Raw genomic sequence first — 23,929 nt, 5'->3', positions numbered from 1 at the left:
TGATGTGGAGGAGTCGCATGTCATCGCATGTGACAGGAAGAAATCTGGCATCCACATAACGGGAAAATCACGGTAACCTCAACGTCGCATGGCTCTATTCGACGGGGAGGGGGCTCAGGATGGGCGTCGTCGTCACGGACGCCGAAGTCACCCTGGCCGACGTGTTCTCCCTGCGACTCGCCATCGACGAGCCACTGGGCGAAGGCACCGAACTCGTTCTCCGGCATCGCACCACGGGGGTGGAACGCGACGTGCTGCTCGGCACGCCAGGCGCGCGGGCTCGTGAGGCCACCCTGGCCGTCTCGCTGGAGCCGCTGCAGCTGACCGCCGGCCGGTGGGACGCCTACCTGCGCCATGAGGGCAGGCGCAGCAGGCTGCGCAGCGTCGATCCCGGCTTCTCGCTCGACCACCTCGACGCGTACGCGCTGTGCCGCCGCACCCTCGCCTACCGCTCCTACCGCACCCGCAACGGCTATCTGGCGCTGAAGATCTCCGAGGCTGAGCCGGTGGCCGAGGTGCGCTCGATCTGGTTCAGGGAGGGCCGCTTCGAGGTGATGGGGCTGCTGGCCTACACCGGCCTGGAGGACGACGACTCCCGCCACGAGGCGGTGCTGACCCTCGACCGCAGGCAGACCGGCGCCCGCCTGACGGCCACGGCGACCGTGCAGGGCGTGCGCTTCCACGCGGCCGTGTCGCTGGTGGACGTGCTCGCCGCCGACCCGGAGGGCGCGGCGGGCTCCGGCACGTGGGAGCCCGCGCTCCAGGTCGCCGACGTGCCCACGGCGCTGAGGCTCGGCTCGCGGCTCGACGACGTGGACGGCAAACGGCGCCGCCTGCACTACCCGTCGGCCAGGGTCGACGGGGTGCTCATCAAACCCTGCTACACCGCCGACGACGAGCTGCGGATCGAGGTCGGTGGATGAGGATCAGCCTGGTGCTCGCCTCCGCGTACGGCATGCGGGGAGATGTGCGCGCCATGCTGAACCTGGCCACCGCGCTGGCCGAACGCCATGACGTCGAGGTGATCAGCGTCAGGCGGCAGAAGGAGAAACCGTTCTTCCCCGTCAGTCCCAAGGTCGCCCTGCGCAGCGTCGTGGACGCCCGCCCCGGAGTGCGTCACCTGCTGCCACGGGGTCAGGTCCGCACGGAGGTCGCGCTCTGGCGGGTGCTGCGCAACCTCAGGTCCGACGTGCTGATCACCACCAGGCCGGGCATCGGCGTGCAGGCGGCCAGGCACGCGCCGCGCGAGACCATCAAGATCGCCCGTGAGTGGGGCAGGCCGGTCGTCCCAGGCCCCGTCAAGCGCTTCTACCCGCGACTGAGCGCCGTCGTGACGGCCACGGAGTCGGCGCAGGAGGAGTGGACGAGGCTGCTGGACGGCGGCCCCGCCGTGCACAGCGTGCTGGACGCGCTGCCGGGCGGCCCGTGGCCGCGCTCGCGGATGGACAACAGGATCGTGGCCGCAGGGGGCCGGTGGACGCCGGTGAAGGCGTACGACCGGCTGATCCGGGCGTTCGCGATCGTCGCCGACAAGCGGCCCGACTGGCGGCTGCGGCTCTACGGCGCGGGCCCCGAGGAGCGGCTGCTGCGCTCGCTGGTGCGCGAGCTCAACCTGCACAACCACGTCTACTTCATGGGCACCACCCCCGACCTCGCGGGCGAGTTCGCCAAGGCGTCGATCGTGGCGAGCACGGCGCGCAGCGAGGACCTCGGCATGGCGGTGCTGGAGGCGATGGGCTGCGGGGTGCCCGTGGTGGCCTACGAGGGCGCGAGGGGGCCCAGGGAGTTCGTGGCGACGGGCTACAACGGGGTGCTGGTGCCCGAGGGCGACCCGCCGATGTTCGCGGCGGCGCTGCTGGCGCTGATCGACGACGAGCGCCGGCGGCGGTCGCTCGCGGCGGGCGCGCGCGACACGGCGCTGCGGCACTCGGCCGACGAGGTCGTGGAGCAGTGGGAGAAGCTCATCGCGGGACTGCGCTAGCACCCCGGGGTGATACCTCTTACGGGTACCGTAGAAGCATGCATGGGTACAGCGGAGACAAGCAGGCATATCTCACGCGCCTACGGCGGATCGAGGGGCAGATCAGGGGCCTGCAGCGCATGGTCGACGACGACGCTTACTGCATCGACGTGCTGACCCAGGTCTCCGCGGCGACCAGGGCCCTGCAGGCGGTGGCGCTGGGGCTGCTGGAGGAGCACATCTCCCACTGCGTGGCCGACGCCATCAACACCGGCGGGCCCGAGGCCGAGGCGAAGGTCAAGGAGGCGTCGGCGGCCATCGCGCGGCTCGTCCGGTCGTGACCCAGGAGTGCCGGACACGGCTCGTGCGGTCGTGACGCGAGCCCTCGCGCAGTCGTAAGAAGATCGCGGGGACTCATCCGTGAGGTGGATAGTCCGGCGATGGATTGACTAGTTATGTGAAACCCCGGAAACCGGTGTTCCCGACCCCATGGGGCCGGGAACTAGGTCCCCGGGGCTAGTAATCGTGTTGCTTCTTCAGCGGCTCGCCGAAGTCCGCAATCCGAGCGCGTCGTCGAGTTCGTCCAAGGTCAGCCGCCGCTCGCTGACAGCCACGGCCGTGAGCACCTCGGCGTAGAGCGCAATCTCGTCCAACGCGACACGGTCGTGGACCCGAGAGTCCAGGTCGTCGTGCCCCACCGCGTCGTCCTTCCTTCCGCAGCCCACACCCTCTACGAGGTTACGGCGCGGGCCCTTCCGGCGACATGGCCCATCGGAGTCATTCCTTTCGTCGCCTCGGGGCCCCCAGGAGGATCATTTCCCGAACCCGAGATCACAATTCAGCTAAATGCCTGTTATCGGAAGTGTTAGAACGATAGAGCCGAGGTAAGGTGGAAATAGCGGTATTAGTGGTTTACGTGTGACCTGTGTGGTGTTGGTCGTCGCGTTCATGGACGATCCTGCGCACCAGCGCCGTCTGACCCGCCAGCCCGCGCTCGGGCATCTTGGCCCCCGTCAGCCGCTCCCACGCCTGCCCCGTCGCGTACGCGGCCCCCAGCACCGCCGCCGCGCTCGCCCGGTCGGGCGGCGCCACCTCCAGCACCGGCGCGGGCGCCACCGACACGCCGCCGCGCACCGGGAAGCCCTCCGGCTCGGTCGCCTCGCCGGCCGAGGTGCCCGTCAGGCCCGCGCGGCGCAGCTCCTCGTACGCCATCCGCAGCCGGTGATCCAGCCGCCCCGGCAGCGCGCCCTTTGAGTCGGACAGGTCGGCCAGGAACGCGGCCGCCGCCTCCCGGGGGTCGGGCATGAAGGAAAGGGCGTCCACGAGGTCGTACAGGGCGTGGGAGAAGTGCTCGTCGAGGTCGTTCTCGACCAGCAGCGCCCGGCACAGCCGGGCCGGGCAGCGCTCCAGCCACGCCTGCCGCAGCGCGGCGTCGTCGTCGTACGGTTCGCCGATCTCGGCCTGGCGCAGCATCGGCTCCACCATCGTGAGCAGCGCCAGCGCGCGCGGCCTGAACCGGGTGTCGAGCAGCAGGATCTGCGCGGTGTCCGCCATGACGGCGGCCAGCCTGAGCGCCGCGCGCGGGCGTCCTGCCCGCAGCCGCTCGGCCACCAGCGTGGCGAGGTCGAGCAGCGGCGGCGCGGGCAGCCAGCGCACCCACTCGTCACCGGGCAGCGGGCGGCACAGGTATTCGCCGAAGACCGTGATCAGCCGCTCGTTGCCGTCGAAGGCGGGCGCGTACGCGCACCACATGACCGTGCCCCACACGGCCGCGACCGTGCTCGGCACGTCGGAGGCGAAGATCTCGCCGAAGGCCGTCAGCGGGTAGTCGAGCTCGGACTTGGTGCCGGAGGCGCGGACGAGCCGCCTGACCTGCTCGGTGAGGCCCTCGGGCACGTCGGGGCCGATGAACGACTGCGTGGAGCCGGGCTCGGCGTGGAAGTCGTAGCCGTGCGGCACCACGGCGTCGGGCAGCACCGCGGCGGTATGGCCGACCCTGCGGGCGCGCAGCCGCCGGGGCGGCGGCGCGAGGAGCCAGCGGCCGTCGGCGGGGTCGTGCAGGTGCCAGCGCGCGTGCGCGCCGAACAGCCACCGGTCGCCGTCGGGCGTCACCAGAATCCTGGCCGCGAGGACGTGGGCGCGATCGGGGACGGACAGACCCTGCCAGCGCGGGTCCGCGACCATCGCGCGGACCTCCGCCTCCGTGGCGGTGAACGCATCCCAGGGTGGCACGGCGGTCATCGTACTGGGGGAACGTGGATCATCCATTGGCATTTCACGGCAGAATGGCCGCTATGAGGGCGAAGGTTGCGGGTTTTGTGGCGGTCGTCAGCGTGCTCTCCAGCTGCGGTACGGAGGCGCCGGCGCAGCCGACGCTCTCAGGGCCGGGAGTTCTCACGCTACAGAACGCCACCGCGCCGGCGCCCGGCGGGGAGGTGGGCGGCGCGTCGGCCGAGTTCGACGACGCGGCCGACCTGACCATGTGGACCAAGCTGAGCGACGCCGAGAAGGACGTCGACAGGATCGCCAAGCTCGACGTGAACAAGACCGTGAAGGGCTCGATGTACCTGGAGCCCAAGACCTCCGCCTGGTTCGACGGCTTCCGCGGCCCCTTCGTCTATCAGGAGCTGGCGGGCGACATCGTCATGCACGCCAAGGTCAAGGTCAGCGGCAAGAGCGGCGGGCGGCCGAAGCGGCTGTTCTCGCTCGGCGGGCTGATGGCCAGGCAGCCCGGCTCGTACGCCAAGCCCAACTGGGTGTCGGTGACCACCGGCACCGGCGAGAAGAGCGGCCAGGTCGAGGTGAAGTACACCCAGGACGGCAGCTCCAAGCCGAAGGAGCTGGCCGTCAAGGACGGCTGGGTCGAGCTGGTGCTCGGCCGGGTCGGCCGGGTGTTCGTCGCCCTCTACAAGGAGGAGGGCGGCGCGTGGAAGGTGGGTCAGCGCTGGCCCTCGGCGCTGCCCGACGTGCTGCAGTGGGGGGTGACGGCCTACAGCGACTGGGACAGCTACAGCACGCTCAAGCAGGACCCCGCCAAGGGCAACGCCAAGCAGGTCAAGGGCACGCCCGACCTCAAGCTCAGCGTCGACTTCGTCCGCTTCCTGCGGCCCGAGCTGCCGGAGTACGCCGACCCGCTCAACGAGGCGTCGGTCTCGGACGAGGTGCTGGTCAAAGTGATGACGCCTGCCGGTGCCTGATCGCCTTGGCCTGGTAGTTGTCGGGAGTACGGGCGAAGGAGGCGCGGTCGTCGTCGGTCAGCTCGCGCACGATCTTGCCGGGCACGCCGGCGACCAGCACCCCCGACGGGATCTTCTTGCCGGGGCCCACCAGCGCTCCTGCCGCCACCAGCGTGCCCGCGCCGATCCTGGCGCCGCCGAGGACGATCGCGCCGATGCCGATCAGCGCGCCGCGCTCGACGTGCGCGCCGTGCACCATGGCTTTATGGCCAAGGCTCACCCGGTCTTCGAGTATCGCCGGCTCGCCGGGGTCGGAATGCAGGCACGACAGGTCCTGTACGTTGCACTCCTCGCCGATCTCGATCCGCTCGTCGTCCCCTCGGAGAACGGAGCCGTACCAGATGCTGGACGCCCGGCCGATGCGTACGCGGCCGACCACGACGGCGCCGGGCGCGATGTACGCATCGGGATGTATGTCCGGGGTCGCGCCGTCATCCAACGCTGCTATGTACATTCGAGGCATCTTATTTCCTGGTCGGGGTATGGCGTTCGGGTTGCGGACGTGGGCCGATGGCAGGAAAGTCGTTTCCTGACGTCTCGTCGCCAGACCCTCACAACCCGCAGTTTTCCCCCGCCTCACGCAAACCCTTAGGTAACCCCCATGATGAACCAGCACGAGAACTTTCCCGATCTGATGCAAGAGGACACCTTCGAGGTCGTCATGCGCGGCTACAACCGCCGCCAGGTCCACGACTACATGATGCGCACCCGTAACCAGATACGGGATCTTGAGGAGCGGCTGGCGCGGGCCATCGAGCAGGCGGAACAGGGCCGGATCGAGCTGGCCGAGGCTCGGCGGCGGATGGTCGAGACCCCGCAGAGCTATGAGGACCTGAGCCCGCGGCTCGCGCAGATCCTCCGGCTCGGAGAGGAGGAGGCCCAGGCCAAGCGGGAGGACGCCGAGGCCGAGGCCACCCGGGTGCGCGAGGAGGCCAAGACCGAGTCCGACCGGCTGGTCACCACCTCACGCGAGACCGCCGACAAGATCCTCACCTCCGCCCAGGCCGAGGCGGAGCGCCGGGTGAGCGAGGCGACCCAGGCCGCCGAGCGCATGCTGGCGCAGGCGGGCAGCGACGCCGAGGAGCAGCTGACCGCGGCCCGTACGGAGTCGGAGGAGACGCTGACCGGCGCGCGGGCCGAGGCCGAGCGGCTGGTCACCACCGCCCGCGAGGAGTCCGAGCAGCTTCTCGCCTCGGCCCAGGCGCAGGCCGAGCAGATCGTGTCGGGCGCGCGGGCCGAGGCCGACGCGTTGCTGACCGCCGCCCAGCAGCGGGCGGCCTCGATCGACGAGCAGGCGGGCCGCCGGGTCGACTACCTGAGCAACACGCACACGGAGGTCGTGCGGCGGCTCACCGAGATCAGCTCGGTGCTCGGCGACCTCATGCAGGCCGAGTCGAACGCCGGGCCGCTGGTGCCGGAGGCCCAGGCCCCCACAACGGCTCCCACAGCGGCTTCCACTGGGGCTCCCGCCGGGGCCCCCGCGCCCGCGCAGGAGCATGGGGACCCGGAGCTCACGCAGGACGTCAGGAGCCAGCAGGACCCGGAGCTCACGCAGGACGTCGAGGTCCCGCAGGACGACGTGCGGGTCATCGTCGAGGACGAGACGGAGCCGGCCGTCAAGGAAGAGCCCAAGGACGTCTCGGACGACACGGACGTGCACATCGTGCGCGTGCCCGACTCCAGGGCGCGCAACTAGGCCGCTGGGAGCGGAAGCCCCCGCCCCCGATAGGGTCGGAGGCTTCCGCGTTCGTGGCCCCTCCTGATTTGGGGGCCCGGTACCGGGGCCGCCGAGACGCTGGACCCGGCACCGGGCTGCTCGTGTGCGCGAGGTGGCGTGACGCTCCGCCGTCTCGCGTCATGGAGGTGCGGGGCCGGCCCCCCAGACCTCTTGCTCGCCGGCCCGCCTCTCCTGATCCCTGAGCTGCTCGCGCAGCCCTTCCGGGTCGTCCGCGTCGATGGTCATCGCACATCCGGCCTCGCGCTGCGCCGCGCTCAGCGGATGGTGTCTCGTGGCCCACCAGCGGCCCGCGTCGCTCCGCCAGATGGTCCAGTGGGGGTGCTCCCGGGCGATCTCGGCGAGATGCCGATCAAAGGACATCGCTGTCCACCTTCCCGGGCCCCAGGCGAGGTTCCATCTCTTAAGAAGATGCGCCACCTCTCTAGAGAATTCAATGATCGCGAGGGACAGGTCAACCTATCGCTTGACAGATCGCCTTGAATCAGGCGTCGAAGTCGTACTGAAGTACATACGCGGCCGAGTCCAGGATCATCTCGTTGAGCTCGATGGGCAGCCCGCCCGACGTGTACGCGGTCCGCGCGATCACGATGACCGGCGTGCCGCCCGGCAGGTCGAGCAGGCCGCTCTCGCGGGGCTGGGGCATGCGGGCGCGTACCTCCTCGGTGAAGTGGGCGGGGGGCAGGCCGAGGTCGCCGAGCCTGGCGTAGACGCCGCCGGGCCCGGTGTCGGCGCGGGTGATCGCACTGCCCTCGACCAGGTGGGCGGGGAAGTAGGAGGTGGCCAGCTGCACGGGCCTGGCGTCCACCGAGTAGCGCCGCCTGCGCACCCACACCTGGTCGCTGTCCAGCACGGCGGAGACCTCCTCCGCGGCGCGTTCCAACGCCACCTCCACCCCGTCCACGGTGAACGGTCGCCCGCGTGCGTCCGCGTCCCAGATGGCCCGGCCCTGACCCCACTGCTCCCGCGACAGGCGGCGTGCGCCGTGCCTGCGGATCGGTTTGAACAGCCGCACGTAAACCCCCGAACCTCGTTTGGGCACCGCCAGACCTTCGTTGATCAGTACGGCAAGCGCCTGCCTGGCGGTGGCTCGTGCGATTGCGTAATCGGCCATCAGTGCGTTCTCGCCCGGTAGTCGGTCCCCGTCGCGCAGTTCGCCGGCAAGAATCCGGGCGCGGAGACCGTCGGCGATGCGTCGATAGATAGGGGGCTCGTGGGGTACCGGGGATTCAGACAACTTTGATCACCCTCTGTCACCAACCAGGTTGTGGCGTCTCCAGAGAACTTGCCCCGTCTTGTCCACGATCGCACAGATGCAAGCGATGGTCGCGGGCGGATTTTGAGCGGATCGTGCCCGAGTGGTGAATTCCGCAGCGTTTTAGCAGACCGTTACCGTGGAACGGTCCCGGCCGGTATTCGATCGGCCCACCAGCGGCGAGTAACCAAAGAGAAGATCGCGGCGCCGGTCGCGTTGAGGATGACGTCGTCCACGGAGGAGAAGCGGCCGAGCCGAAGCGCGTACTGGAGCACTTCGACCATGACCGAAAAGGCCGCCGCGAGGGCCGCAACCCTGGCCGTGGAGGACATCGCGCGGCTGCGTACGGGCAGCAGCGCGCCCAGTGCGGCGAAGACCAGCAGATTGCCCCCGACCTGCACGAACACCTCGTCCCATGGCGCGCCGGCCAGGTCGGCGAGGTCGCTGAACGGCACCAGCGCCACGCCGCTCGCGCCGCCCGCGGGGGTGAGGATCATCCCTATCCATGGAGCGGTCCCCACGGCGATGCCGACGTCGGCGATCGAGACGCGCAGGGGCGCGGGGTGGCCGGCGCGGACGCGATGGCGGGCGAGCAGCACGATTGCTAGCAAGGCGAGGGGAAGTGCAATAGTGCCAGCAATAATGACATTTCCCCACAATTCCCACGTCCGCGCCATTTGACCATGATGGCGATGATCTAGGGGTACCGGAAGATGTCCATTCGGACAGGTCTCACCGGACGGGCAGCTGCCGATCGAGGAAGTCGAGCGCCACCGCCCATGCACGCTCCGCAGCCTCGGGATGGTGGAACATCGGCGCCTCGCTGTTGTGGAAGGCGTGCCCCGCCTCCTCCTCGATGTGCATCACCACGTTCGGACGCGACCGCGCCGCCTCCTCCACCACGGCCACCCGGTCACGCGAGATGAACGGATCGGCACCGCCGAACACCAGCAGCAGCGGCGCGTCGATCCGCTCCATCAGCCCGGTCGACTCCGGCACGGCCGAGCCGTAGAAGGACAGCACCGCCGCCAGGCCGACCTTGGTGGCCAGCATGAACGCGACCGTGCCGCCGAGGCAGAAGCCCAGCGCGCCGACCCCGCCGCGCACCTCGGGCATGGCGCGCAGGTGCGCCACCGTGAGCGCGCAGTCGGCCACCCCCTGCGGCAGGTCGAAGTCGCGGGCCAGCTCGATCGACGCCGCCGTGCCCTCCTCCGTGTGCTCGCCGAGCCAGTGCGGCCTGATGCGCCAGAACAGGTCGGGAGCGGCCACCACGTAACCCCTGGAGGCCAGCTCGCCGGCGACCTTCTCGATGTAGGGGCCGACGCCGTAGATCTCCTGGATGAGCAGGATGCCGGGCCCGCTGCCGGTCTCCGGCAGCCAGGTCCGTACGTCGAAGGTGCCGTCGTGGGCGGTGATCCGATCGGTGCGGGTCTGCATGTTCACCAGCATCGCGCATGGCGCCCGCCGCGATCCGGCGAGACGATGCGATCGGTGGGTCCGTGTCGTCCGCGTACCCGATCCCTACCGGAGAGCGAGGGAGAGATGAGGAGAGTGTGGTGCTGACCCATTTCATCGGTGGCGGACCGGTGGCTGCGGGCCTGGGCTTCCCCGTCCACGACCCCGTCACGGGCACCGTGGTCAGGCACGTCCACGAGGCCGACCCCGAGGTGGTCGACCGGGCGGTACGCGCGGCAAGGGAGGCTTCGCGCGACTGGGCGGCGATGCCCGTCGGTGAGCGGGCCGGGTGGATGCGCCGCCTGGCCGAGGGCATCGAGGAGCGCTTCGACGACCTGGTGGCGGCCGAGGTCGCCGACACCGGCAACCCGCTCGACCAGACCCGTACGCTCGACGTCCCGCGCGGCATCGCCAACTTCCGCGCCTTCGCCGAGATGGCCGCCCAGCGCCCTGAGGACGCCTTCCACCTGTCCGGCACCTTCAGCTACACCGTGCGCAGGCCGCTCGGCGTGGTCGCCGCGATCATCCCGTGGAACCTGCCGTTCCTGCTCATGACCTGGAAGCTCGCGCCCGCCCTCGTCTCCGGCAACACCGTGGTCGTCAAGCCGTCGGAGCACACGCCGGGCTCGGCGGCGATCTTCGCGGAGATCTGCGCCGCCGCGGGCCTGCCGCCCGGCGTGGTGAACATCATTTTCGGCCACGGGCCGGCGGGCCAGCTCCTGGTCGAGCACCCGGACGTGAACGCGGTGACGTTCACCGGCTCCACCAGGACCGGCTCGGCGATCATGCGGACCGCGGCCCAGCGGGTCAAGCCGATCTCGTTCGAGCTGGGCGGCAAGAACGCCGGGCTGGTCTTCGAGGACTGCGACCTCGACAGGGCCGTCGAGGGCACGGTGAGGTCGGTCTTCACCAACGGCGGCCAGGTCTGCCTGTGCACCGAGCGCGTGTACGTCCAGCGCTCGATCTTCGAGGAGTTCTGCGCCCGCCTGGCCGCCCGCGCCCAGGAGGTCGAGCCGCAGCCGATGATCTCCGCCGCGCACCGCGACAAAGTGCTGTCCTACTACGCCCTGGCCCGCTCGGAGGGAGCCAAGGTGCTGACGGGCGGCGGCGTGCCGGTGTTCGGCGACCACCGCGACGGCGGTTATTTCGTCGAACCGACGGTAGTGGCAGGCTTGTCGGAATGGTCGAGGTTCAACCGGGAGGAGATCTTCGGTCCCGTGTGTCACGTCGCGCCCTTCGACAGCGAGGCCGAGGCGATCGACCTGGCCAACTCCAGCGAGTACGGCCTGGCCGCCACGGTCTGGACGGACGGCCTGGACCGCGCGCACCGCGTCGCCCAGCGCCTGGAGGCCGGGCTGGTCTGGATCAACACCTGGTACGTACGCGACCTGCGGACCCCGTTCGGCGGCGCGAAGCTGTCGGGCATCGGCAGGGAGGGCGGCACCCGGTCACTCGACTTCTACTCAGAACCCACCACGATCACCATCAAACTGGAGCAGCCCGATGCATGACGAATGGTCCCAGGCAGTGGACGCGCACGCCCAGGCGGCCGACCGGCTGGCGGAGGCGGCGCGTACGGGCAAGCCCTGCGCACCGATCAGGGACCTGGTCAGCACGCAGGCCGACGGGTACGCCGTCCAGGAGATCCACACCAGGCGGGCGCTCGGCGCGGGCCGCCGGCTGGTCGGCAGGAAGATCGGCGTCACCAACCGGGTGCTCCAGGAGCGCTTCGGGATCGACCAGCCCGACTTCGGCATGTTGCTCGCCGACACGTCCTACTGCGACGGGCTGCCGATCCCGTACGAGCGGTTCCTGCAGCCGCGCGCCGAGGCAGAGGTGGCGCTGGTGCTCGGCGCCGACCTGACCGGCGGTCCTTTCACCGTGGCCGACGTGATCAGGGCGGTGGACTTCGCGCTGCCCGCGATCGAGATCGCCGACTCCCGGATCGCCGACTGGGACATCACCCTGGCCGACACCATCGCCGACAACGCCTCGGCGGGTGCGTTCGTGCTGGGCGGCACGCCGGTCCCGCTGAGCGGGCTCGACCTGCGGGCGGCCGGGATGACGATGACGCGCGGCGGCACGGAGGTCTCGACCGGCTCCGGCGAGCTGTGCCTCGGCCACCCGCTCAACGCCGCCGTCTGGCTGGCCACCCGGCTCGGCCGCACCGAGTTCGCGCTGCGGGCCGGCGACGTGGTGCTGACCGGCGCGCTCGGCCCGATCGTGCCGGTCGAGCCGGGCGACGTGTTCGAGGCGAGCATCGAGGGGCTCGGCTCGGTACGGGCGGTGTTCGGCAAGTGAGACCGCCGCCCAAGGCCATCCGGGTGCCCGGCAAGGCCATGCCACGAGGCCGGTTCCCGCACGTCAAGCGGGCCGGCGATTTCCTGTACGTGTCGGGTACGAGCTGCCGCAGGCCCGACGACAGCTTCGTCGGCGTCGAGGTGGACAGGTACGGCGCCACCAGCCTCGACATCCGCGCCCAGACCAGGGCGGTCATCGAGAACGTCGGCGACATCCTGAAGGCCGCGGGCGGGTCACTGGCCGACCTGGTGCAGATCACCACGTACTTGGTCAACATGAACGACTTCAAGGGCTACAACGAGGTCTACGCCGAGTTCTTCGACGAGGAGGGGCCCACCAGGACGACGGTCGCGGTGCACCAACTCCCGCATCCCCACCTGCTGATCGAGATGCAGGCGGTGGCATACCACCCCCAGGAGCGGGCGTGAGCTGAAGGGAGCCTCCCCATGCGCGTCCCTGTGCTGGGGCTGCCGGTGGCCGGTTTCCTGGTGCTCATGGCGGCCGGCTGCGGCGGCGCGGTGCCGCCGCCCGACGGTGACGAGCGGCCGGTCGAGGTCGGCGCGATCATCACGCAGACCGGCGTGTACGCGGCGCTCGGCGACGAGATGGAGACCGCCATGCGCCTCTATCTGGACGAGCACGGCGGGCGTCTGGGCGGGCGGCCCGCCCGGCTGGTCGTGGCCGACGACGCGGGCAGCCCCGACCGGGCCAGGCAGGAGGCCAGGCGGCTGATCGAGGACGGCGCCGACGTCCTCACCGGCCTGATCTCCTCACCGGTCGCGGTGGCGGTCGCCGACGAAGCAGGTGAGGCGACGGGTCCCGTGCCGGTGGTCGTGGCGAACGCCGGCGCCGACGAGCTGACCGGCCCGCACATCTTCCGCGTCTCCTACACCAACCACGAGCACGGCCGCGCGGCCGGCCGGTACGCCGCCGAGCGGTACGCGGGCCGGGCCGTGGTGCTCATGGCCTCCGACTACCAGGCCGGCGTCGAGACGCTCAGGGGCTTCACGGCGGGCTACGGCGCCGAGCCGCTGGCCCGCGTCATGACGCCGCCCGGCACGGTCACCGGCTTCGAGGAGCACTTCGCCCGCGTCCCGGCGGAGGCCGAGCTGCTGTTCGCCTTCTACGCGGGCGGCGAGGCGGTGGCGTTCGCGCGGGCGTACAAGCAGCTCGGGTACGACGCCAAGGTGCCGCTGCTGGCCTGCATGAACCTGACCGACGAGGACGTGCTGCGCGCGATCGGCCCGGATGCCGAGGGCATCACGAGCGTCGGCATGTACGCCCCCAGCCTCGGCAACCCGGACAACGCCGCCTTCGTCGCCCGCTGGCGGGCCAGGACGGGACGGAACCCGTCGGCGGTGGCGCTGCAGGGCTGGGACGCGATGCGGGTCATCGACGCCGCGCTGGCGAGGGGCGGCGACCTGGCGCGGCGGCTGGGGGAGTTGGGCGAGCTGGCGGGGCCGCGCGGCCCGTTCCGGCTGAACGATCAGCACGATCCGGTGCAGAACTGGTACGCCCGCAAGTATCAGAATGGGGTGAACAGCGTCATAGCCACCATTCCGCCATGAATTAGGAGCGACCGTTGGATCGCGACCAGTGCCTCGCCCTCGACGCGCAGGACCCGCTGCGGGCCTTCAAGGACGAGTTCGTCCTGCCGGAAGGCGTGATCTACCTCGTCGGCAACTCGCTGGGCGCGCTGCCGCGCCGTACGGCGGAGCGGATGCGGCGCACGGTCGAGGAGGAGTGGGGTGAGCAGCTCGTCGGCGGCTGGAACCACGCCGGCTGGTACGAGCAGCCGCTCACCGTCGGCGACCGCCTGGCCCCGCTCATCGGCGCGGGCCCCGGCCAGGTCGTGGTGGGCAACACCACCTCGATCGCGATCTTCCAGGCGGTGGCGGCCGCGCTGCGGCTGCGTCCCGAGCGCCGGGTGATCGTCTCCGACGCCGCGAACTTCCCCACCGACCACTACATGGTGCAGGGGCTGGCCGGGCTGCTCGGCGGCTACGAGGTGCGCGACCTCGCCGAGGGGCGCTTCGACGACGCGGCCGTGGTGCTGCTGTCGGAAGTGGACTACCGGACGGGCGCGCGCCAGGACGTGCCCGCGGTGACCGCCGCCGCCCACGCCGCGGGGGCGCTCATCGTGTGGGACCTGTGCCACAGCGTGGGCGCGATGGAGGTGGACGTCTCGGACGCGGACTTCGCGGTCGGATGCACGTACAAGTATCTGAGCGCGGGGCCCGGCGCGCCCGCCTTCCTCTACGTCAACCCGCGCCACCAGGCCACGGCCGAGAACGTGCTGTCCGGCTGGCACGGGCACGCCGCGCCGTTCGCGTTCGAGACCGACTTCCGGCCGGCCGACGGCATGCGCAGGTTCGTGGTGAGCACCCCGCACGTGCTCTCGCTCGCGGCACTCGACGCGGCGCTCGACATCTGGGAACGCGTGCCGATGGCGCAGGTCAGGGCCAAGAGCATGGCGCTCACCTCGCTCTTCGTGGACCTCGTCGGCGATCGGCTGGAGCTGGCCTCGCCCGCCGACCCGGCCGCCCGCGGCAGCCAGATCAGCCTGCGCCACCCCGAGGGCTATCCGGTGATGCGGGCGCTGATCGACCGCGGCGTGCACGGGGACTTCCGCGCGCCCGACACGCTCAGGTTCGGCTTCGCGCCGCTCTACCTCGGCTACACCGACGTCCACGACGCCGCCGCGACCCTGCTGGAGGTGCTGGACAAGGAGCTGTGGCGCGACGAGAAGTACGCCGTCCGCCTCGCCGTCACCTGACCGCGCGCCACGCGCCCACCGGCGCCATGGGCGGCCACGGGCGGCCACGGGCGGGCACTGGCGGGCAACGGGCGGGCGGCGGGCCCTCAGCGCGCGTCGAGCTCCTTGACCGCGCGCTTGGGCGCGACCGCGCGGTAGCTCTCCTCCACCCAGTCGAGCAGCACGTCGGTCGCGGGCAGCTCCGACAGGAACGGCACCGTCACCCAGCCCGCCTTGCCCAGCCCGTGGCCGCTCGGCTGCGCGCCCTCGACGCTCAGCGCGTGGCCATGGGCCTCGGACAGCAGCTTGACGGTGAACGTGGGGGCCCACCGGCCGGTCGGCTCGTCGGAGCCGAGGAAGACGAAGATCTTCTTGTTCACCTTGACGACGGTGTCGCCCCAGGGGTGGTCCTCGCGGGCCTCCGGCAGGCCCAGCGCGAACGCCAGCAGCTCTTCCCGCACATCGTGCCAGTCGCTCATAGCCTCCGACCCTAACCGGCCCGGCGGAATTCTTCGAGCTTGTGTTCGATGGCGTCCCTGATGCGGTCGCGGGCCTCCATCCGGGGCACGCCCGCCATCAGCAGCTTGTCGTAGTCGGTGTCGAGATGCCGGATGGAGGCGATCACGGCGAGCGTGATGGCGTCCTCGTCGAGCGCCCTGGCCGCCGCCGACCTGCCCACCCGGCCGCTGCCGCGCTGGCCGGCGTGCTCGGCGATCTCGCGGGCGCGCGGCTCGGGGCAGCCGGGAAACAACCGGGCGATCTCGGCCGCCATCATGGCCTGGAACTCGACGTCCTGCTCGGCCCTGCGGACGCGGTCGCGCTCGCGGCGGCGCAGGCGTACCTCCTCGTCGGCCAGGCAGCGCTCCTCGGCGGCGGCCAGCGCGGCCTCCTCCACCAGCAGGCCCTGGCGCTGGTAGACCTTGCGCCGCCGGTTGTACTGGACGACGACCGCCGACAGGCCGCTCTCCTGCTTGGCGCGGCGGCTGAGCGCCGCGTTCCCGGCCGGCAGGAACACCAGGTGGTCGAGGTCGGCGCAGGTCAGGCAGTGGGGCTCGTCGTCCTCCATGATCAGGTAAGGGCCGGTGCCGCGGCAGGACGCGCACGTGAACGGCTCAAGCGGCGCCACCACCACCAGGTCGGGCGCCTTGCTCTGCGCCTCGGTGAGCCGGCGCACCCTGGCCTCGCTCAGGTCGGGCGACAACCAGTGCACGCGGAACGGGCTCTGGTCGGGACCTGTGGTGAAGCGCAGCTCGCGGCGGTCACGGGTGCCCGCGACGTAGGGGGTCTCGACCGGCCGCAGGCCCTTGGCCAGGGCCCAGTCGCGCAGCAGGGCCGCCGTGGTGAGCAGCCGCTCCTCGTCCACCGCGGCCAGCTCCGCCAGCGTGCCGGCCCTGCCCTGCCGCCAGACGTCCACGTGCCGGGTGTGCAGCCAGCGCAGCCCCGTCACCACGTCGAGGAACGTCACGTACTTGCGGGTGGTCAGCGCGATCTCGGCCGCCTGCGCGACCCGGCGGGCCAGGTTGGGCTTGGACATCCTCCAAGTTTGTCGTGTGATGGCGCGGCACGAAGCTTTCCTTGGGCCGGTTACGGCAAGTAACTCCTTCGGATCCGGGCCCCGAAGGAGAAGAAGTGCGTCTGTTCTGGCCTGCCCTGCTCGTGCTCGCCACCTCGTGCGGGCTGACGGACGAGGGCACGCAACCCGTCGTGTCCGGACCGTTCGGCAGCCGGCCGATCGTCACCATCCCCAAGGGCAAGCCGGGCAGGACGCCGCAGATCACGGTGCTCTCGACGGGCAGCGGGCGGCGTACGGTGCCTGGTGACGTGGTGCTCGCCGACGTGGACATCCGGCGCTGGAAGGGCAACCAGCCGTACCTGAGCACGTACGACGGCAACCAGCCCACCACGGTCGTCTTCGACGGCCGGCAGGTGTCGGAGACCTGGCGGCAGTCGCTCATCGGCCGGCCCGCCGGCAGCCGGATCATGCTGGTCAGCCCGGCCGCCGAGGCGCTCGGCCCCAACGTGCCGCTGACCGGCGTCTCACCGCACGACACGCTGGTGCTCGTCTTCGACATCCTCGGCGGCTACCCGCCGGACGCCAGGCTCGTCGGCCGCACGCTGCCGGTCGTCCCCGCCGACCTGCGGCCCGCCGACCCGCCGCGAGTGCTCATCGACGGCTCGGGCAGGCAGGTCGTCGCCGGTTCCAAGGTCGTCATCCAGTACGTCGCCGCGTCCTGGCCGTCCCGCGAGGTCGTGGACTCCTCGTACCGGCGGGGCGGGCCCAGCGCGTTCACGCTGGAGGCGGGCGCGGTGCCGGCCGCCTGGGTCGGCGCGCTGGCCGGGCAGCGGGTCGGCAGCAGGATCGCGGTGCCGTCGCCCGGCGAGCGGCCCAAGCTCTACGTGATCGACATCCTCGACACGATCACGAGCGCGTAGGCCGGGCGGCCCTCTCGCCGCCCGGCCTCCGGTTCACGCTTTTGGCTCAGCTGCAGTGCTCCCATGGGCTGTTGTACGCCGTGGAGCCGGCCTTGCCGCCCCACTTGACGCAGGTCGCCCGCGCCGCCGCCTTGACCGGTCCCGCGTAGTAGGCGAAGTTGCCGGAGTCGGTCTTGCGGGTGCTGCCCTGCACTTCCAGGTAGGCGCTGGTCGCGGTGGCCGTGCCGAGCGACTTCGCCTTCAGCGTCACCACGCAGTTGTTGGCGTTGCTGGAGTTGTAGAGCAGGTAGACGGTGCCGTCGCTGCCGAGCGCGGCCGAGTCGATCACGCTGAAGCCGGAGCCGCACACCTCCTGCGGCGTGTACGGGTTCGATGAGCCGCCGCAGTTGCGCGAGGTCACGGTCTGGTTCGGGTACCCGAACGTGGTGCCGTTGAAGACGGCCCGCTGAATGTTGGACGGATAGCTGCTGCCCAGCCGTACCTCGTAGTGGAGGTGCGGCGAGATGTTGTTGCCCGGTTTGCTGGTGTTGCCGACGGTGCCGATCTTCTGGCCCTGGGAGACGGACTGCCCCGCGCTGACCGAGCGGGCGTTCAGGTGCGCGTAGTACGTCGACCACCCGCCCCCGTGGTCGATCTTGACGAGGTTGCCGAAGCCGTTGGCAGAGCCCTGGTGCGCCGAGATCGCGACCGTGCCGGAGGCGGCGGCGACCACGGTGTCGCCGAGGTCGGCGTCCGCGGTGCTGCCCCGGTTGAAGTCGATCTCGTACGACCGGTGCGCGCTGCTGGCGCTGGAGTTGCCCGTCCACGACTGGCCACAGGGGAAGGGGAGCTGGAAGTTCGTCGCGAGTATCTGGGCCTCCGCCGATTCCGGCGCCGGATCGGCCGCCGCGGGGCTGGCCGTGCCGAGGCCGGCGAGCAGCACGAGGCTCGCGACCATTGCTCCGTAGAGCTTCATCGGGTGATCCTTTCCGTGGGATCTCTGAGACCCAGGGTCCGCACGAGCCGCACAGAAACTGTCCACAACCGATACAAACGGCTGTCAGGCCTCTGTAGAGGAGCTGATGCGGATGACGGTCACCTTCCACGTGCTCGGGCCGCTGGAGGTCCGCCGCGACGGGCACCCCGTCCGGATCTCCGGCAGGAAGCCCCGCCTGCTGCTCGCCACGCTGCTGCTGGACGCGGGGCGGCTGGTGGGCGCCGACCTGCTGGCCGAGGTGCTCTGGGCGCACCGGCCGCCGCGCTCGGCCCAGGCCAACCTGCGGACCTACGCCAGCTCGCTCCGCACCGACCTCGGCGGGGACGTCCTGCGTTCCGACGGCGGCGGCTACGCCGTCGACGTGACCGCGTCCGAGCTGGACCTGCTGGCCTTCGAGGAGCTGGTCGACCGGGGCGAGTACGACGCGGCGCTCGCCCTGTGGCGCGGCGCGCCCTTGTGCGACCTGCCCGGCAGCCCGGTCTGGGACCGCAGGCTCGAACCGCTCCGTGAGCTGCGCGCGCGGGCCACCGAGGCGCTGATCGAGCGGCGCATCGCGGCCGGCGACCACGACGGCGCGGTCTCGGAGCTGCGCGGCCTGCTGGCGGAGCAGCCGTACCGTGAGGACCTGTGGGGGCGGCTGGTGCTGACCCTGCACAGGGGCGGCAGGAAGGCCGAGGCGCTGCGGGCGTACGCGACCGTGCGCGGCCGGCTGGTGGACGAGCTGGGCGTCGAGCCGGGCGCGGAGCTGCGCGGCGCGTACGAGCTGATCCTCGCCGACGAGAGCGCGCCCGTCGTGCCCCGGCAGCTCCCGCCCGACCTGCCCGACTTCACCGGCAGGGCCGAGGCCGTCGCCGTGCTCGCCCTGCCGCATCCCGTGGCGGTCGTCTCGGGGCCGCCGGGCTGCGGCAAGTCGGCGCTGGCCGTGCAGGCGGGACACGCGTTACGCACGGCGTACCCTGCCGGGCAGCTCTACCTGGAGCTGGGCGACCGCGAGCCGGACGACCTGCTCGCCGAGGCACTCAGGGCGCTCGGCGTCGCGGCGCCGCCGCCGACGACCGCCGAGCGCTCCGCGCTGCTGCGCTCGCTGCTGGCCGAGCGTCCCATGCTGATGCTGCTCGACGACGCCCGCGACGCCGACCAGGTACGCCCCCTGCTGCCCGGCAACGACAGCGCGGTAATCGTCACCAGCCGGCGCAGGATCACCGAGCTGCCCGGCGCCGCGCTCGTCCAGCTCGGCCCGCTCGCGCCCGACGAGGCGCTGTCCCTGCTCGCCAGGGTGGCCGGCGCGGACCGGGTGGCCAGGGAGCGCGAGGCCGCGCAGGCCATCGTCGCGGCCTGCGGTCACCTGCCGCTCGCCGTCAGGAACGCGGGCACCCGCCTGGCCGCCCGCCCCGGCTGGTCGCTGTCGGTGCTGCGGCAGCGGCTGGACGACGACTGGCTGGGCGAGCTGCGCGAGGTGCGGACGGGCCTCGACCGCGGGTACGCGCGCCTGCCCGCCGACGCCGCCCGCACGCTGGCCACGCTGGGCCTGCTCGGCCCCGCCGCGCAGCCCGGCTGGGTGATCGACGCCGCGCTCGGCCGCCACGGCGCGGGCGACGTCACCGACCTGCTGGTGGACGTCAACCTGCTGGATCCGGTCGGCACCGACGAGATGGGCCAGCCGCGCTACCGGGTGCCCGACCTGATCGCCCGGCACGCCGGCTCCCAGCGCGGCGACCCGGCGGCCGTGGGACGGGTGCTCGCGGCGTGGACGGCGACCGCGGAGCACGCGATGGCCCGGCTGCCGACCACGGTGTTCAGCCTGACGGCGGCGGGCGCGCCGCGCTGGCGGCTGCCCGGCGCCACGCTCGACCGGCTCACCTCCGACCCGGTGACCTGGTTCGAGGCGGAGCACGAGACGCTGAGCGCGGCCGTGGAGACGGCGGCGGGCAACGGGGCCGCCGAGTCGGCGTGGGGGCTGGCCGCCGCGATGGTGCCGTACCTGGACCTGCGCTGCCACCTCGACACCTGGCGGAGCACCCACACCACCGCCCTGGCCGCCGCCCGCGCGGCCGGCGACAGGTACGGCGAGGCCGCCATGCTCAGGGGCCTCGCCCAGGTCGCCCTCTACCAGGATCGCTACGACGAGGCCGCCGACGCCTTCACCCGCTCCCGCCGCATCTTCCGCGAGCTGGGCGACCGCAGGGCGGAGGCCACCTCGATCTGCGGCCTCGGCGCGGTCAGCCAGTTCCGCGGCCGGTACGCGCAGTCGCTCGGCCACTTCAGGGACGCCCTGACGATCTTCGAGGCGACCGGCGACAGGCCGGGTGAGGCGTACGCCAGGCAGGCCATCGGCCGGGTGTGCCTGAAGTCGGGCGACCTCGCGCAGGCGTCGGAGTCGCTGAGCCGGGCCATGCGGCTGGCCCAGGAGCTGGGCGACGCCCACCGGGAGGGCTGCGTGTGCGTGCAGATGGGGCACCTGCACCGGGCGATCTCGTTCCACCGGCACGCGCTGGACATCTTCGAGTCGCTGGGCGACCGGCACTGCGGGGCGTACGCGCTGCAGAGCCTGGCCGGCTTACAGGCGGCCAGCGGCGACCTCACGCTCGCCTCCACCGGGCTCGAACGCTCGCGGGAGATCTTCCAGGAGCTGGGCGACCGCAGCGGGGAGGCGTCGAGCACGCAGCTCCTCGGCGAGCTGCACCGCTCGGCGGGGCGTACCGGGCTCGCGCTCGACTACCTCAGGCACGCCGACGCGCTGCGCGCCGACCTGTGAGGCGCCTAAAGGACACGATGCGGCGGCCTGTGAGGCGCCTAAGGACGGGACACGATGCGGCGGACGAACCTGGTGAGCCGCGACTTCTGCTGCTGCTGCCTGGCCGGCGGCGGGGCGTCGCGCAGCGCCTGCAGGGCCTGCGCCGCCGTGGGCCGCTTGGCGGGGGAGTGGTCGAGCATCATGCGGACCACCTCGGGCACGTCGGGGCCCTGCGCGTCGGAGCTGGTCGGGAGCTGGCCGGTGAGCAGCTGGTAGGCGATGGCGCCGGCGGCGTAGACGTCGGAGGAGGTGGTCATGAGGTCGGGCCGCTCCTGGCACTCGGGCGCCACGTAGTGGGCGTCGAGCACGTTGCCCAGCTCGTGGGCCACGGTGTAGTTGCGCGGGCCCGGCTTGGCGTAGTCGAAGCCGGTGAGCACCGCGTGGCCGTCGTCGGTGACCAGCACGGAGGCGGGGGTGAGCGCGCGGTGCACCACCCCGTGCAGGTGGGCGTGCGCCAGGCCGCGCAGCAGGTCCTGGATCACGCCCATCGGGGCGGCCTTGCCCATCGCCAGGTGCAGCGCCTCGCCGTGCACGTCGTCGAGCACCAGCACGAACCGGCTCTCGTCGTCGATGGCGAAGAAGTCGCGCGAGCGCACCACGCACGGGTGGGGCGGGATGCGGGCCAGCGTCTGGTAGGCGTTGGCGATGCGCTGCCGCTCGGCCGCCCGCGACTCCTGGTCGGCCAGCGGGTCGGCCTGGTAGACGCGCAGCAGCACGGTCTCGCTGCCGGGCAGCGTGGCGTTGAACGCGCGGTATTCGGTGACCTTGGCGTCGCCGCCGAGCTGCTCCTCGACCTCCCAGTTGCCGAACCTGGGCGGCGCGGTGCTGCGGCGGACGGTCTGGTTGAGCGCGTCGAGGATCGCCGTGACGTAGGGGCGCATGTCGGGGCTGCAGCCGCGGCGCACCCGCGAGACGTCGCTCAGCGTGGCCACCAGGCCGGGCAGGTCGGTGACGTTGACCGCGTCGCGCCCGACGGGATCGACCAGCTCGGCGTCGGGTGAGGTGAGCACGACCAGGCTGTCGACATAGACCCGCTCGAGCTGGGTGGCCCGCGAGACCAGCAGGCCCTTGAGCGCCTTGGCGGTGCCCCGCAGCTTCGTCACCGGCGAGCCGAACGCCTCTCTGCGCGGCGGGAACCAGCGCGTGCCCGACACCTCGATGCGGCCCCTTGTGCCCTTGACGTCGACCACCACGAGCGAGTGACCGGTCAGGACGAGCACGTCGACCTCGAACACGTCGTGCCCGCGCGGCACCTCGACGTTGTGCAGCAGCAACCAGTCGGCGGGCGCGTGGTCTCGCAGATATGCGATCACGCGCCGCTCGGCGTCGTTGACCGGACGTCCTCCGCCGACGATCTCTGCCATGACCACTATCCTCGCACGGGATCTGGCCCGGACTCCCGCTGGGAGCCGTCCCGGCCGGCCGATGGTTCCCGCACGTCATCGCGGGTGTCCCCGGTCTCACCACGGTGATACGGCGGCCATTCCAAAAGCGTTTTCCTGCTGCCGGAGTACCAGCGCCAAGCAGCGGTCGATCATTGCCCAAAGACCGGTGAACGGACCCCCCATAAGCGGCGCGGCCGATCGGCGCTACCGGTTCAATGGCGGTCCCGCGCGGTGTCGCCCATGCGCCGCCGGTGCAGCGCAGGAAAACCGACTCAAAAAATCCAGATGGCTCTTTGACCTTGCCGAGAGATTTTCCAGTTGCGCTTTTCCAGGGTTCCCGTGATGGTTATTCGCGGCACCTAGCAGCCCTGCAACGAACGACCACGGCGCCAGAAATTCACGCCGTTCCATGGAGGAAAGCAAACATGATCCGTCGCATTCTGGCCGGTGCCGCAGTCGCGGCCGCGGCCTTCGGCTTCTCCGCGTCGGCCGCGTCCGCTGACGTGGGCCCCAACCCCTACAACAAGGGCGCGGCCATCGCGAGCCAGTTCCAGATCCTGGACGACGTGCTCAACGACGTCGGCAACCACTCGCTGAACAACCTTGAGGTCAGCATCCTGACCGCGCTCGACGAGGTCAACGTGGCGCTGCTGAACAACAACCAGCCGCAGGTCGGCGACGCCAACAGGAACACGCGTATCGACAACGGCGACGCCCGCGCCCAGTAGGCCGGGCAGGCGGAAGGGGCGGCGACCGACGCCCCGCCGCCGGTGCGCGTGTAAAAGCTGAGGGCCCGCGACAGCAATGACGCCGCCGATCCATCGGGTGCCCGCCCGCGATATGCGGACGCCGGTTTCCAGCGCCGTGCCGGCGAAACCTGATGTCAAGGAATCGAGGCGGCTTCTTGACCTCCATAAGGTCTTTCCGGGTTGCGGGCCCAGCCGCCTGCCGCGATTGTTATTCGCGGCACCTCACAGCCCTGCACGAACGACTATGGCGCCGGGGAAATTCCGGGCCGTTCCATGGAGGAAAGCAAACATGATCCGTCGCATTCTGGCCGGTGCCGCAATCGCGGCCGTCGCTCTGGGCTTCTCCGCGTCCGGCGCGTCCGCGGACGTCGGGCCCAACCCGTACAACGGGGGCCAGGCCGTCCTCAGCCAGTTCCAGATCCTGGACGACGTCCTCAACAACGTCGCCAACCACTCGCTCAACGACCTCGAGGTCAACATCATCAAGGTCCTCGACGAGGTGAACGTGAGCGCGCTGAACAACAACCAGCCCGAGGTCGGCAACCACAACAAGGACACCAAGATCCAGAACGGCCAGGCCCAGGCCAGGTAGGACTCAGACCTGAACGATCGTGGCGATCCGCGAGGCCACGGAGCGGTTCCCTGGAACACCGGAGCGTTCGACGGCCGTACGCCGTCGCGGCGAGCGACATCGCCCAGGACCGTACGGCCGGCGCCGTCGGCGAACGCTCACCGGAAATAAGCCGAAAAAGACCACCGATCGTACATCGGAGCTTTTCCAGCGGTAAGCCGGGAATCAGCACCACAGCATTCAAGCGCTCCTTGACCTCCATAACGAGTCGCCATCTCCGAGGTCTGCCACGATCACCGTCAGCGGCACCGCACAGCCCTGTAC

The 23,929-nt window shown here is 71.2% G+C and carries 25 protein-coding genes; 14 read left to right on the top strand and 11 right to left on the bottom strand.

All coding sequences use genetic code 11. From position 1 onward, the window contains the following. The first annotated feature begins 119 nt into the window (after positions 1-119). The 3 genes from ACFFR3_RS33520 to ACFFR3_RS33510 are packed head-to-tail and all read left to right on the top strand — an operon-like array spanning position 120 to position 2,301. Positions 120-923 (top strand): hypothetical protein, encoded by an 804-nt coding sequence (locus tag ACFFR3_RS33520; RefSeq protein ID WP_345392305.1) that lies wholly within the window; start codon positions 120-122, stop codon positions 921-923. After that, positions 920-1,981, top strand: a complete 1,062-nt coding sequence (locus tag ACFFR3_RS33515) for a glycosyltransferase (RefSeq protein WP_364367569.1) — start codon at positions 920-922, stop codon at positions 1,979-1,981. The genes ACFFR3_RS33520 and ACFFR3_RS33515 overlap by 4 nt, the downstream gene beginning before the upstream one ends. A 38-nt stretch (positions 1,982-2,019) precedes the next feature. Further along, the gene (locus ACFFR3_RS33510; protein ID WP_080044376.1) at positions 2,020-2,301 is read left to right on the top strand and encodes a metal-sensitive transcriptional regulator; all 282 of its coding nucleotides are present in this window, start codon (positions 2,020-2,022) and stop codon (positions 2,299-2,301) included. Between the two features lie 195 nt (positions 2,302-2,496). Here the strand turns inward: ACFFR3_RS33510 and ACFFR3_RS33505 are convergent, their stop codons facing one another. Both ACFFR3_RS33505 and ACFFR3_RS33500 read right to left on the bottom strand, forming a co-directional pair. Beyond that, on the bottom strand, positions 2,497-2,658 hold the full coding sequence (locus tag ACFFR3_RS33505) for a hypothetical protein (protein ID WP_020540796.1): 162 nt from the start codon (positions 2,656-2,658) through the stop codon (positions 2,497-2,499). 214 nt (positions 2,659-2,872) lie between these two features. Then, a complete protein-coding gene (locus tag ACFFR3_RS33500) occupies positions 2,873-4,201 on the bottom strand; it encodes a hypothetical protein (protein ID WP_379484442.1) in 1,329 nt (442 codons plus the stop codon). Between the two features lie 53 nt (positions 4,202-4,254). Between ACFFR3_RS33500 and ACFFR3_RS33495 the strand changes: the two genes are divergently transcribed. Continuing rightward, entirely contained in the window at positions 4,255-5,157 is a 903-nt protein-coding gene (locus ACFFR3_RS33495; RefSeq protein WP_364367563.1) for a DUF1349 domain-containing protein, read from the top strand. Here ACFFR3_RS33495 and ACFFR3_RS33490 read toward each other — a convergent pair. After that, a complete protein-coding gene (locus tag ACFFR3_RS33490; protein WP_379484441.1) occupies positions 5,129-5,650 on the bottom strand; it encodes a gamma carbonic anhydrase family protein in 522 nt (173 codons plus the stop codon). The genes ACFFR3_RS33495 and ACFFR3_RS33490 overlap by 29 nt on opposite strands. Positions 5,651-5,797: 147 nt before the next feature. On the opposite strand from ACFFR3_RS33490, the gene ACFFR3_RS33485 reads away from it, so the two are divergent. Further along, positions 5,798-6,892 carry a polarized growth protein Scy-related protein gene (locus tag ACFFR3_RS33485; RefSeq protein ID WP_364367557.1) on the top strand — a complete coding sequence of 365 codons (1,095 nt, stop codon included), beginning with the start codon at positions 5,798-5,800 and terminating at the stop codon, positions 6,890-6,892. 159 nt (positions 6,893-7,051) lie between these two features. Here ACFFR3_RS33485 and ACFFR3_RS33480 read toward each other — a convergent pair whose 3' ends face one another. The 4 genes from ACFFR3_RS33480 to ACFFR3_RS33465 all read right to left on the bottom strand — a co-directional run bounded on the left by ACFFR3_RS33480 (position 7,052) and on the right by ACFFR3_RS33465 (position 9,623). After that, positions 7,052-7,294, bottom strand: a complete 243-nt coding sequence (locus ACFFR3_RS33480) for a hypothetical protein (RefSeq protein ID WP_364367554.1) — start codon at positions 7,292-7,294, stop codon at positions 7,052-7,054. A gap of 121 nt (positions 7,295-7,415) precedes the next feature. Next, positions 7,416-8,168 (bottom strand): GntR family transcriptional regulator, encoded by a 753-nt coding sequence (locus ACFFR3_RS33475; RefSeq protein WP_364367551.1) that lies wholly within the window; start codon positions 8,166-8,168, stop codon positions 7,416-7,418. 152 nt (positions 8,169-8,320) lie between these two features. Then, complete coding sequence (locus ACFFR3_RS33470) at positions 8,321-8,797, bottom strand: VanZ family protein (protein WP_379484440.1); 477 nt, start codon at positions 8,795-8,797, stop codon at positions 8,321-8,323. A 121-nt stretch (positions 8,798-8,918) separates the two neighbouring features. Next, positions 8,919-9,623, bottom strand: coding sequence for a dienelactone hydrolase family protein (locus ACFFR3_RS33465; protein WP_345392287.1), 705 nt, complete (start codon positions 9,621-9,623; stop codon positions 8,919-8,921). Between the two features lie 119 nt (positions 9,624-9,742). Between ACFFR3_RS33465 and ACFFR3_RS33460 the strand changes: the two genes are divergently transcribed. The 5 genes from ACFFR3_RS33460 to kynU are packed head-to-tail and all read left to right on the top strand — an operon-like array spanning position 9,743 to position 14,718. After that, positions 9,743-11,152, top strand: a complete 1,410-nt coding sequence (locus tag ACFFR3_RS33460; RefSeq protein WP_345392284.1) for an aldehyde dehydrogenase family protein — start codon at positions 9,743-9,745, stop codon at positions 11,150-11,152. Continuing rightward, positions 11,145-11,942: a 2-keto-4-pentenoate hydratase gene (locus tag ACFFR3_RS33455; protein ID WP_345392281.1), complete on the top strand. Its 798-nt coding sequence runs from the start codon at positions 11,145-11,147 to the stop codon at positions 11,940-11,942. The genes ACFFR3_RS33460 and ACFFR3_RS33455 overlap by 8 nt, the downstream gene beginning before the upstream one ends. Continuing rightward, positions 11,939-12,370, top strand: coding sequence for a RidA family protein (locus tag ACFFR3_RS33450; protein WP_345392278.1), 432 nt, complete (start codon positions 11,939-11,941; stop codon positions 12,368-12,370). The genes ACFFR3_RS33455 and ACFFR3_RS33450 overlap by 4 nt, the downstream gene beginning before the upstream one ends. A gap of 18 nt (positions 12,371-12,388) precedes the next feature. Next, positions 12,389-13,510, top strand: a complete 1,122-nt coding sequence (locus ACFFR3_RS33445; protein WP_345392275.1) for an ABC transporter substrate-binding protein — start codon at positions 12,389-12,391, stop codon at positions 13,508-13,510. Positions 13,511-13,524: 14 nt separating this feature from the next. Next, positions 13,525-14,718, top strand: coding sequence for a kynureninase (gene kynU / locus ACFFR3_RS33440; RefSeq protein ID WP_379484439.1), 1,194 nt, complete (start codon positions 13,525-13,527; stop codon positions 14,716-14,718). Positions 14,719-14,804: 86 nt separating this feature from the next. Here kynU and ACFFR3_RS33435 read toward each other — a convergent pair whose 3' ends face one another. Together ACFFR3_RS33435 and ACFFR3_RS33430 are read right to left on the bottom strand one after the other, a co-directional pair. After that, positions 14,805-15,176, bottom strand: a complete 372-nt coding sequence (locus ACFFR3_RS33435; RefSeq protein ID WP_364367530.1) for an MmcQ/YjbR family DNA-binding protein — start codon at positions 15,174-15,176, stop codon at positions 14,805-14,807. A gap of 11 nt (positions 15,177-15,187) precedes the next feature. Beyond that, the gene (locus ACFFR3_RS33430; protein ID WP_345392272.1) at positions 15,188-16,231 is read right to left on the bottom strand and encodes a DUF2293 domain-containing protein; all 1,044 of its coding nucleotides are present in this window, start codon (positions 16,229-16,231) and stop codon (positions 15,188-15,190) included. 95 nt (positions 16,232-16,326) lie between these two features. Between ACFFR3_RS33430 and ACFFR3_RS33425 the strand changes: the two genes are divergently transcribed. Beyond that, on the top strand, positions 16,327-17,130 hold the full coding sequence (locus ACFFR3_RS33425; protein WP_345392269.1) for an FKBP-type peptidyl-prolyl cis-trans isomerase: 804 nt from the start codon (positions 16,327-16,329) through the stop codon (positions 17,128-17,130). Positions 17,131-17,176: 46 nt separating this feature from the next. Here ACFFR3_RS33425 and ACFFR3_RS33420 read toward each other — a convergent pair whose 3' ends face one another. Then, positions 17,177-18,085, bottom strand: a complete 909-nt coding sequence (locus tag ACFFR3_RS33420) for a M23 family metallopeptidase (protein ID WP_364367526.1) — start codon at positions 18,083-18,085, stop codon at positions 17,177-17,179. Positions 18,086-18,197: 112 nt separating this feature from the next. On the opposite strand from ACFFR3_RS33420, the gene ACFFR3_RS33415 reads away from it, so the two are divergent. Next, complete coding sequence (locus ACFFR3_RS33415; protein WP_364367523.1) at positions 18,198-20,861, top strand: AfsR/SARP family transcriptional regulator; 2,664 nt, start codon at positions 18,198-18,200, stop codon at positions 20,859-20,861. A gap of 38 nt (positions 20,862-20,899) precedes the next feature. Here the strand turns inward: ACFFR3_RS33415 and mads6 are convergent, their stop codons facing one another. Continuing rightward, positions 20,900-22,264 (bottom strand): methylation-associated defense system protein kinase MAD6, encoded by a 1,365-nt coding sequence (gene mads6, locus ACFFR3_RS33410; RefSeq protein WP_345392263.1) that lies wholly within the window; start codon positions 22,262-22,264, stop codon positions 20,900-20,902. A gap of 446 nt (positions 22,265-22,710) precedes the next feature. Here mads6 and ACFFR3_RS33405 point away from each other — a divergent pair, with 446 nt between their 5' ends. Further along, positions 22,711-23,013 carry a hypothetical protein gene (locus tag ACFFR3_RS33405; protein WP_345392259.1) on the top strand — a complete coding sequence of 101 codons (303 nt, stop codon included), beginning with the start codon at positions 22,711-22,713 and terminating at the stop codon, positions 23,011-23,013. A 310-nt stretch (positions 23,014-23,323) separates the two neighbouring features. After that, positions 23,324-23,626: a hypothetical protein gene (locus ACFFR3_RS33400; protein WP_345392256.1), complete on the top strand. Its 303-nt coding sequence runs from the start codon at positions 23,324-23,326 to the stop codon at positions 23,624-23,626. Positions 23,627-23,929: the final 303 nt, after the last annotated feature.

It is taken from the genome of Nonomuraea salmonea (genome assembly GCF_042428605.1).
GTDB classification, from domain to species: domain Bacteria; phylum Actinomycetota; class Actinomycetes; order Streptosporangiales; family Streptosporangiaceae; genus Nonomuraea; species Nonomuraea salmonea.
Note: the sequence above shows the minus strand (reverse complement) of the source record. Positions and strands in the feature narration are given on the sequence as shown.

Bases quoted from the DNA above. Each gene is read 5' to 3' on its own strand.
- ACFFR3_RS33520 (WP_345392305.1), top strand. From the start codon at position 120: ATGGGCGTCGTCGTCACGGACGCCGAAGTCACCCTGGCCGACGTGTTC.
- ACFFR3_RS33515 (WP_364367569.1), top strand. From the start codon at position 920: ATGAGGATCAGCCTGGTGCTCGCCTCCGCGTACGGCATGCGGGGAGAT.
- ACFFR3_RS33510 (WP_080044376.1), top strand. From the start codon at position 2,020: ATGCATGGGTACAGCGGAGACAAGCAGGCATATCTCACGCGCCTACGG.
- ACFFR3_RS33500 (WP_379484442.1), bottom strand. From the start codon at position 4,201: ATGACCGCCGTGCCACCCTGGGATGCGTTCACCGCCACGGAGGCGGAG.
- ACFFR3_RS33495 (WP_364367563.1), top strand. From the start codon at position 4,255: ATGAGGGCGAAGGTTGCGGGTTTTGTGGCGGTCGTCAGCGTGCTCTCC.
- ACFFR3_RS33490 (WP_379484441.1), bottom strand. From the start codon at position 5,650: ATGTACATAGCAGCGTTGGATGACGGCGCGACCCCGGACATACATCCC.
- ACFFR3_RS33485 (WP_364367557.1), top strand. From the start codon at position 5,798: ATGATGAACCAGCACGAGAACTTTCCCGATCTGATGCAAGAGGACACC.
- ACFFR3_RS33480 (WP_364367554.1), bottom strand. From the start codon at position 7,294: ATGTCCTTTGATCGGCATCTCGCCGAGATCGCCCGGGAGCACCCCCAC.
- ACFFR3_RS33465 (WP_345392287.1), bottom strand. From the start codon at position 9,623: ATGCAGACCCGCACCGATCGGATCACCGCCCACGACGGCACCTTCGAC.
- ACFFR3_RS33455 (WP_345392281.1), top strand. From the start codon at position 11,145: ATGCATGACGAATGGTCCCAGGCAGTGGACGCGCACGCCCAGGCGGCC.
- ACFFR3_RS33445 (WP_345392275.1), top strand. From the start codon at position 12,389: ATGCGCGTCCCTGTGCTGGGGCTGCCGGTGGCCGGTTTCCTGGTGCTC.
- ACFFR3_RS33435 (WP_364367530.1), bottom strand. From the start codon at position 15,176: ATGAGCGACTGGCACGATGTGCGGGAAGAGCTGCTGGCGTTCGCGCTG.
- ACFFR3_RS33430 (WP_345392272.1), bottom strand. From the start codon at position 16,231: ATGTCCAAGCCCAACCTGGCCCGCCGGGTCGCGCAGGCGGCCGAGATC.
- ACFFR3_RS33420 (WP_364367526.1), bottom strand. From the start codon at position 18,085: ATGAAGCTCTACGGAGCAATGGTCGCGAGCCTCGTGCTGCTCGCCGGC.
- ACFFR3_RS33415 (WP_364367523.1), top strand. From the start codon at position 18,198: ATGACGGTCACCTTCCACGTGCTCGGGCCGCTGGAGGTCCGCCGCGAC.
- mads6 (WP_345392263.1), bottom strand. From the start codon at position 22,264: ATGGCAGAGATCGTCGGCGGAGGACGTCCGGTCAACGACGCCGAGCGG.
- ACFFR3_RS33405 (WP_345392259.1), top strand. From the start codon at position 22,711: ATGATCCGTCGCATTCTGGCCGGTGCCGCAGTCGCGGCCGCGGCCTTC.
- ACFFR3_RS33400 (WP_345392256.1), top strand. From the start codon at position 23,324: ATGATCCGTCGCATTCTGGCCGGTGCCGCAATCGCGGCCGTCGCTCTG.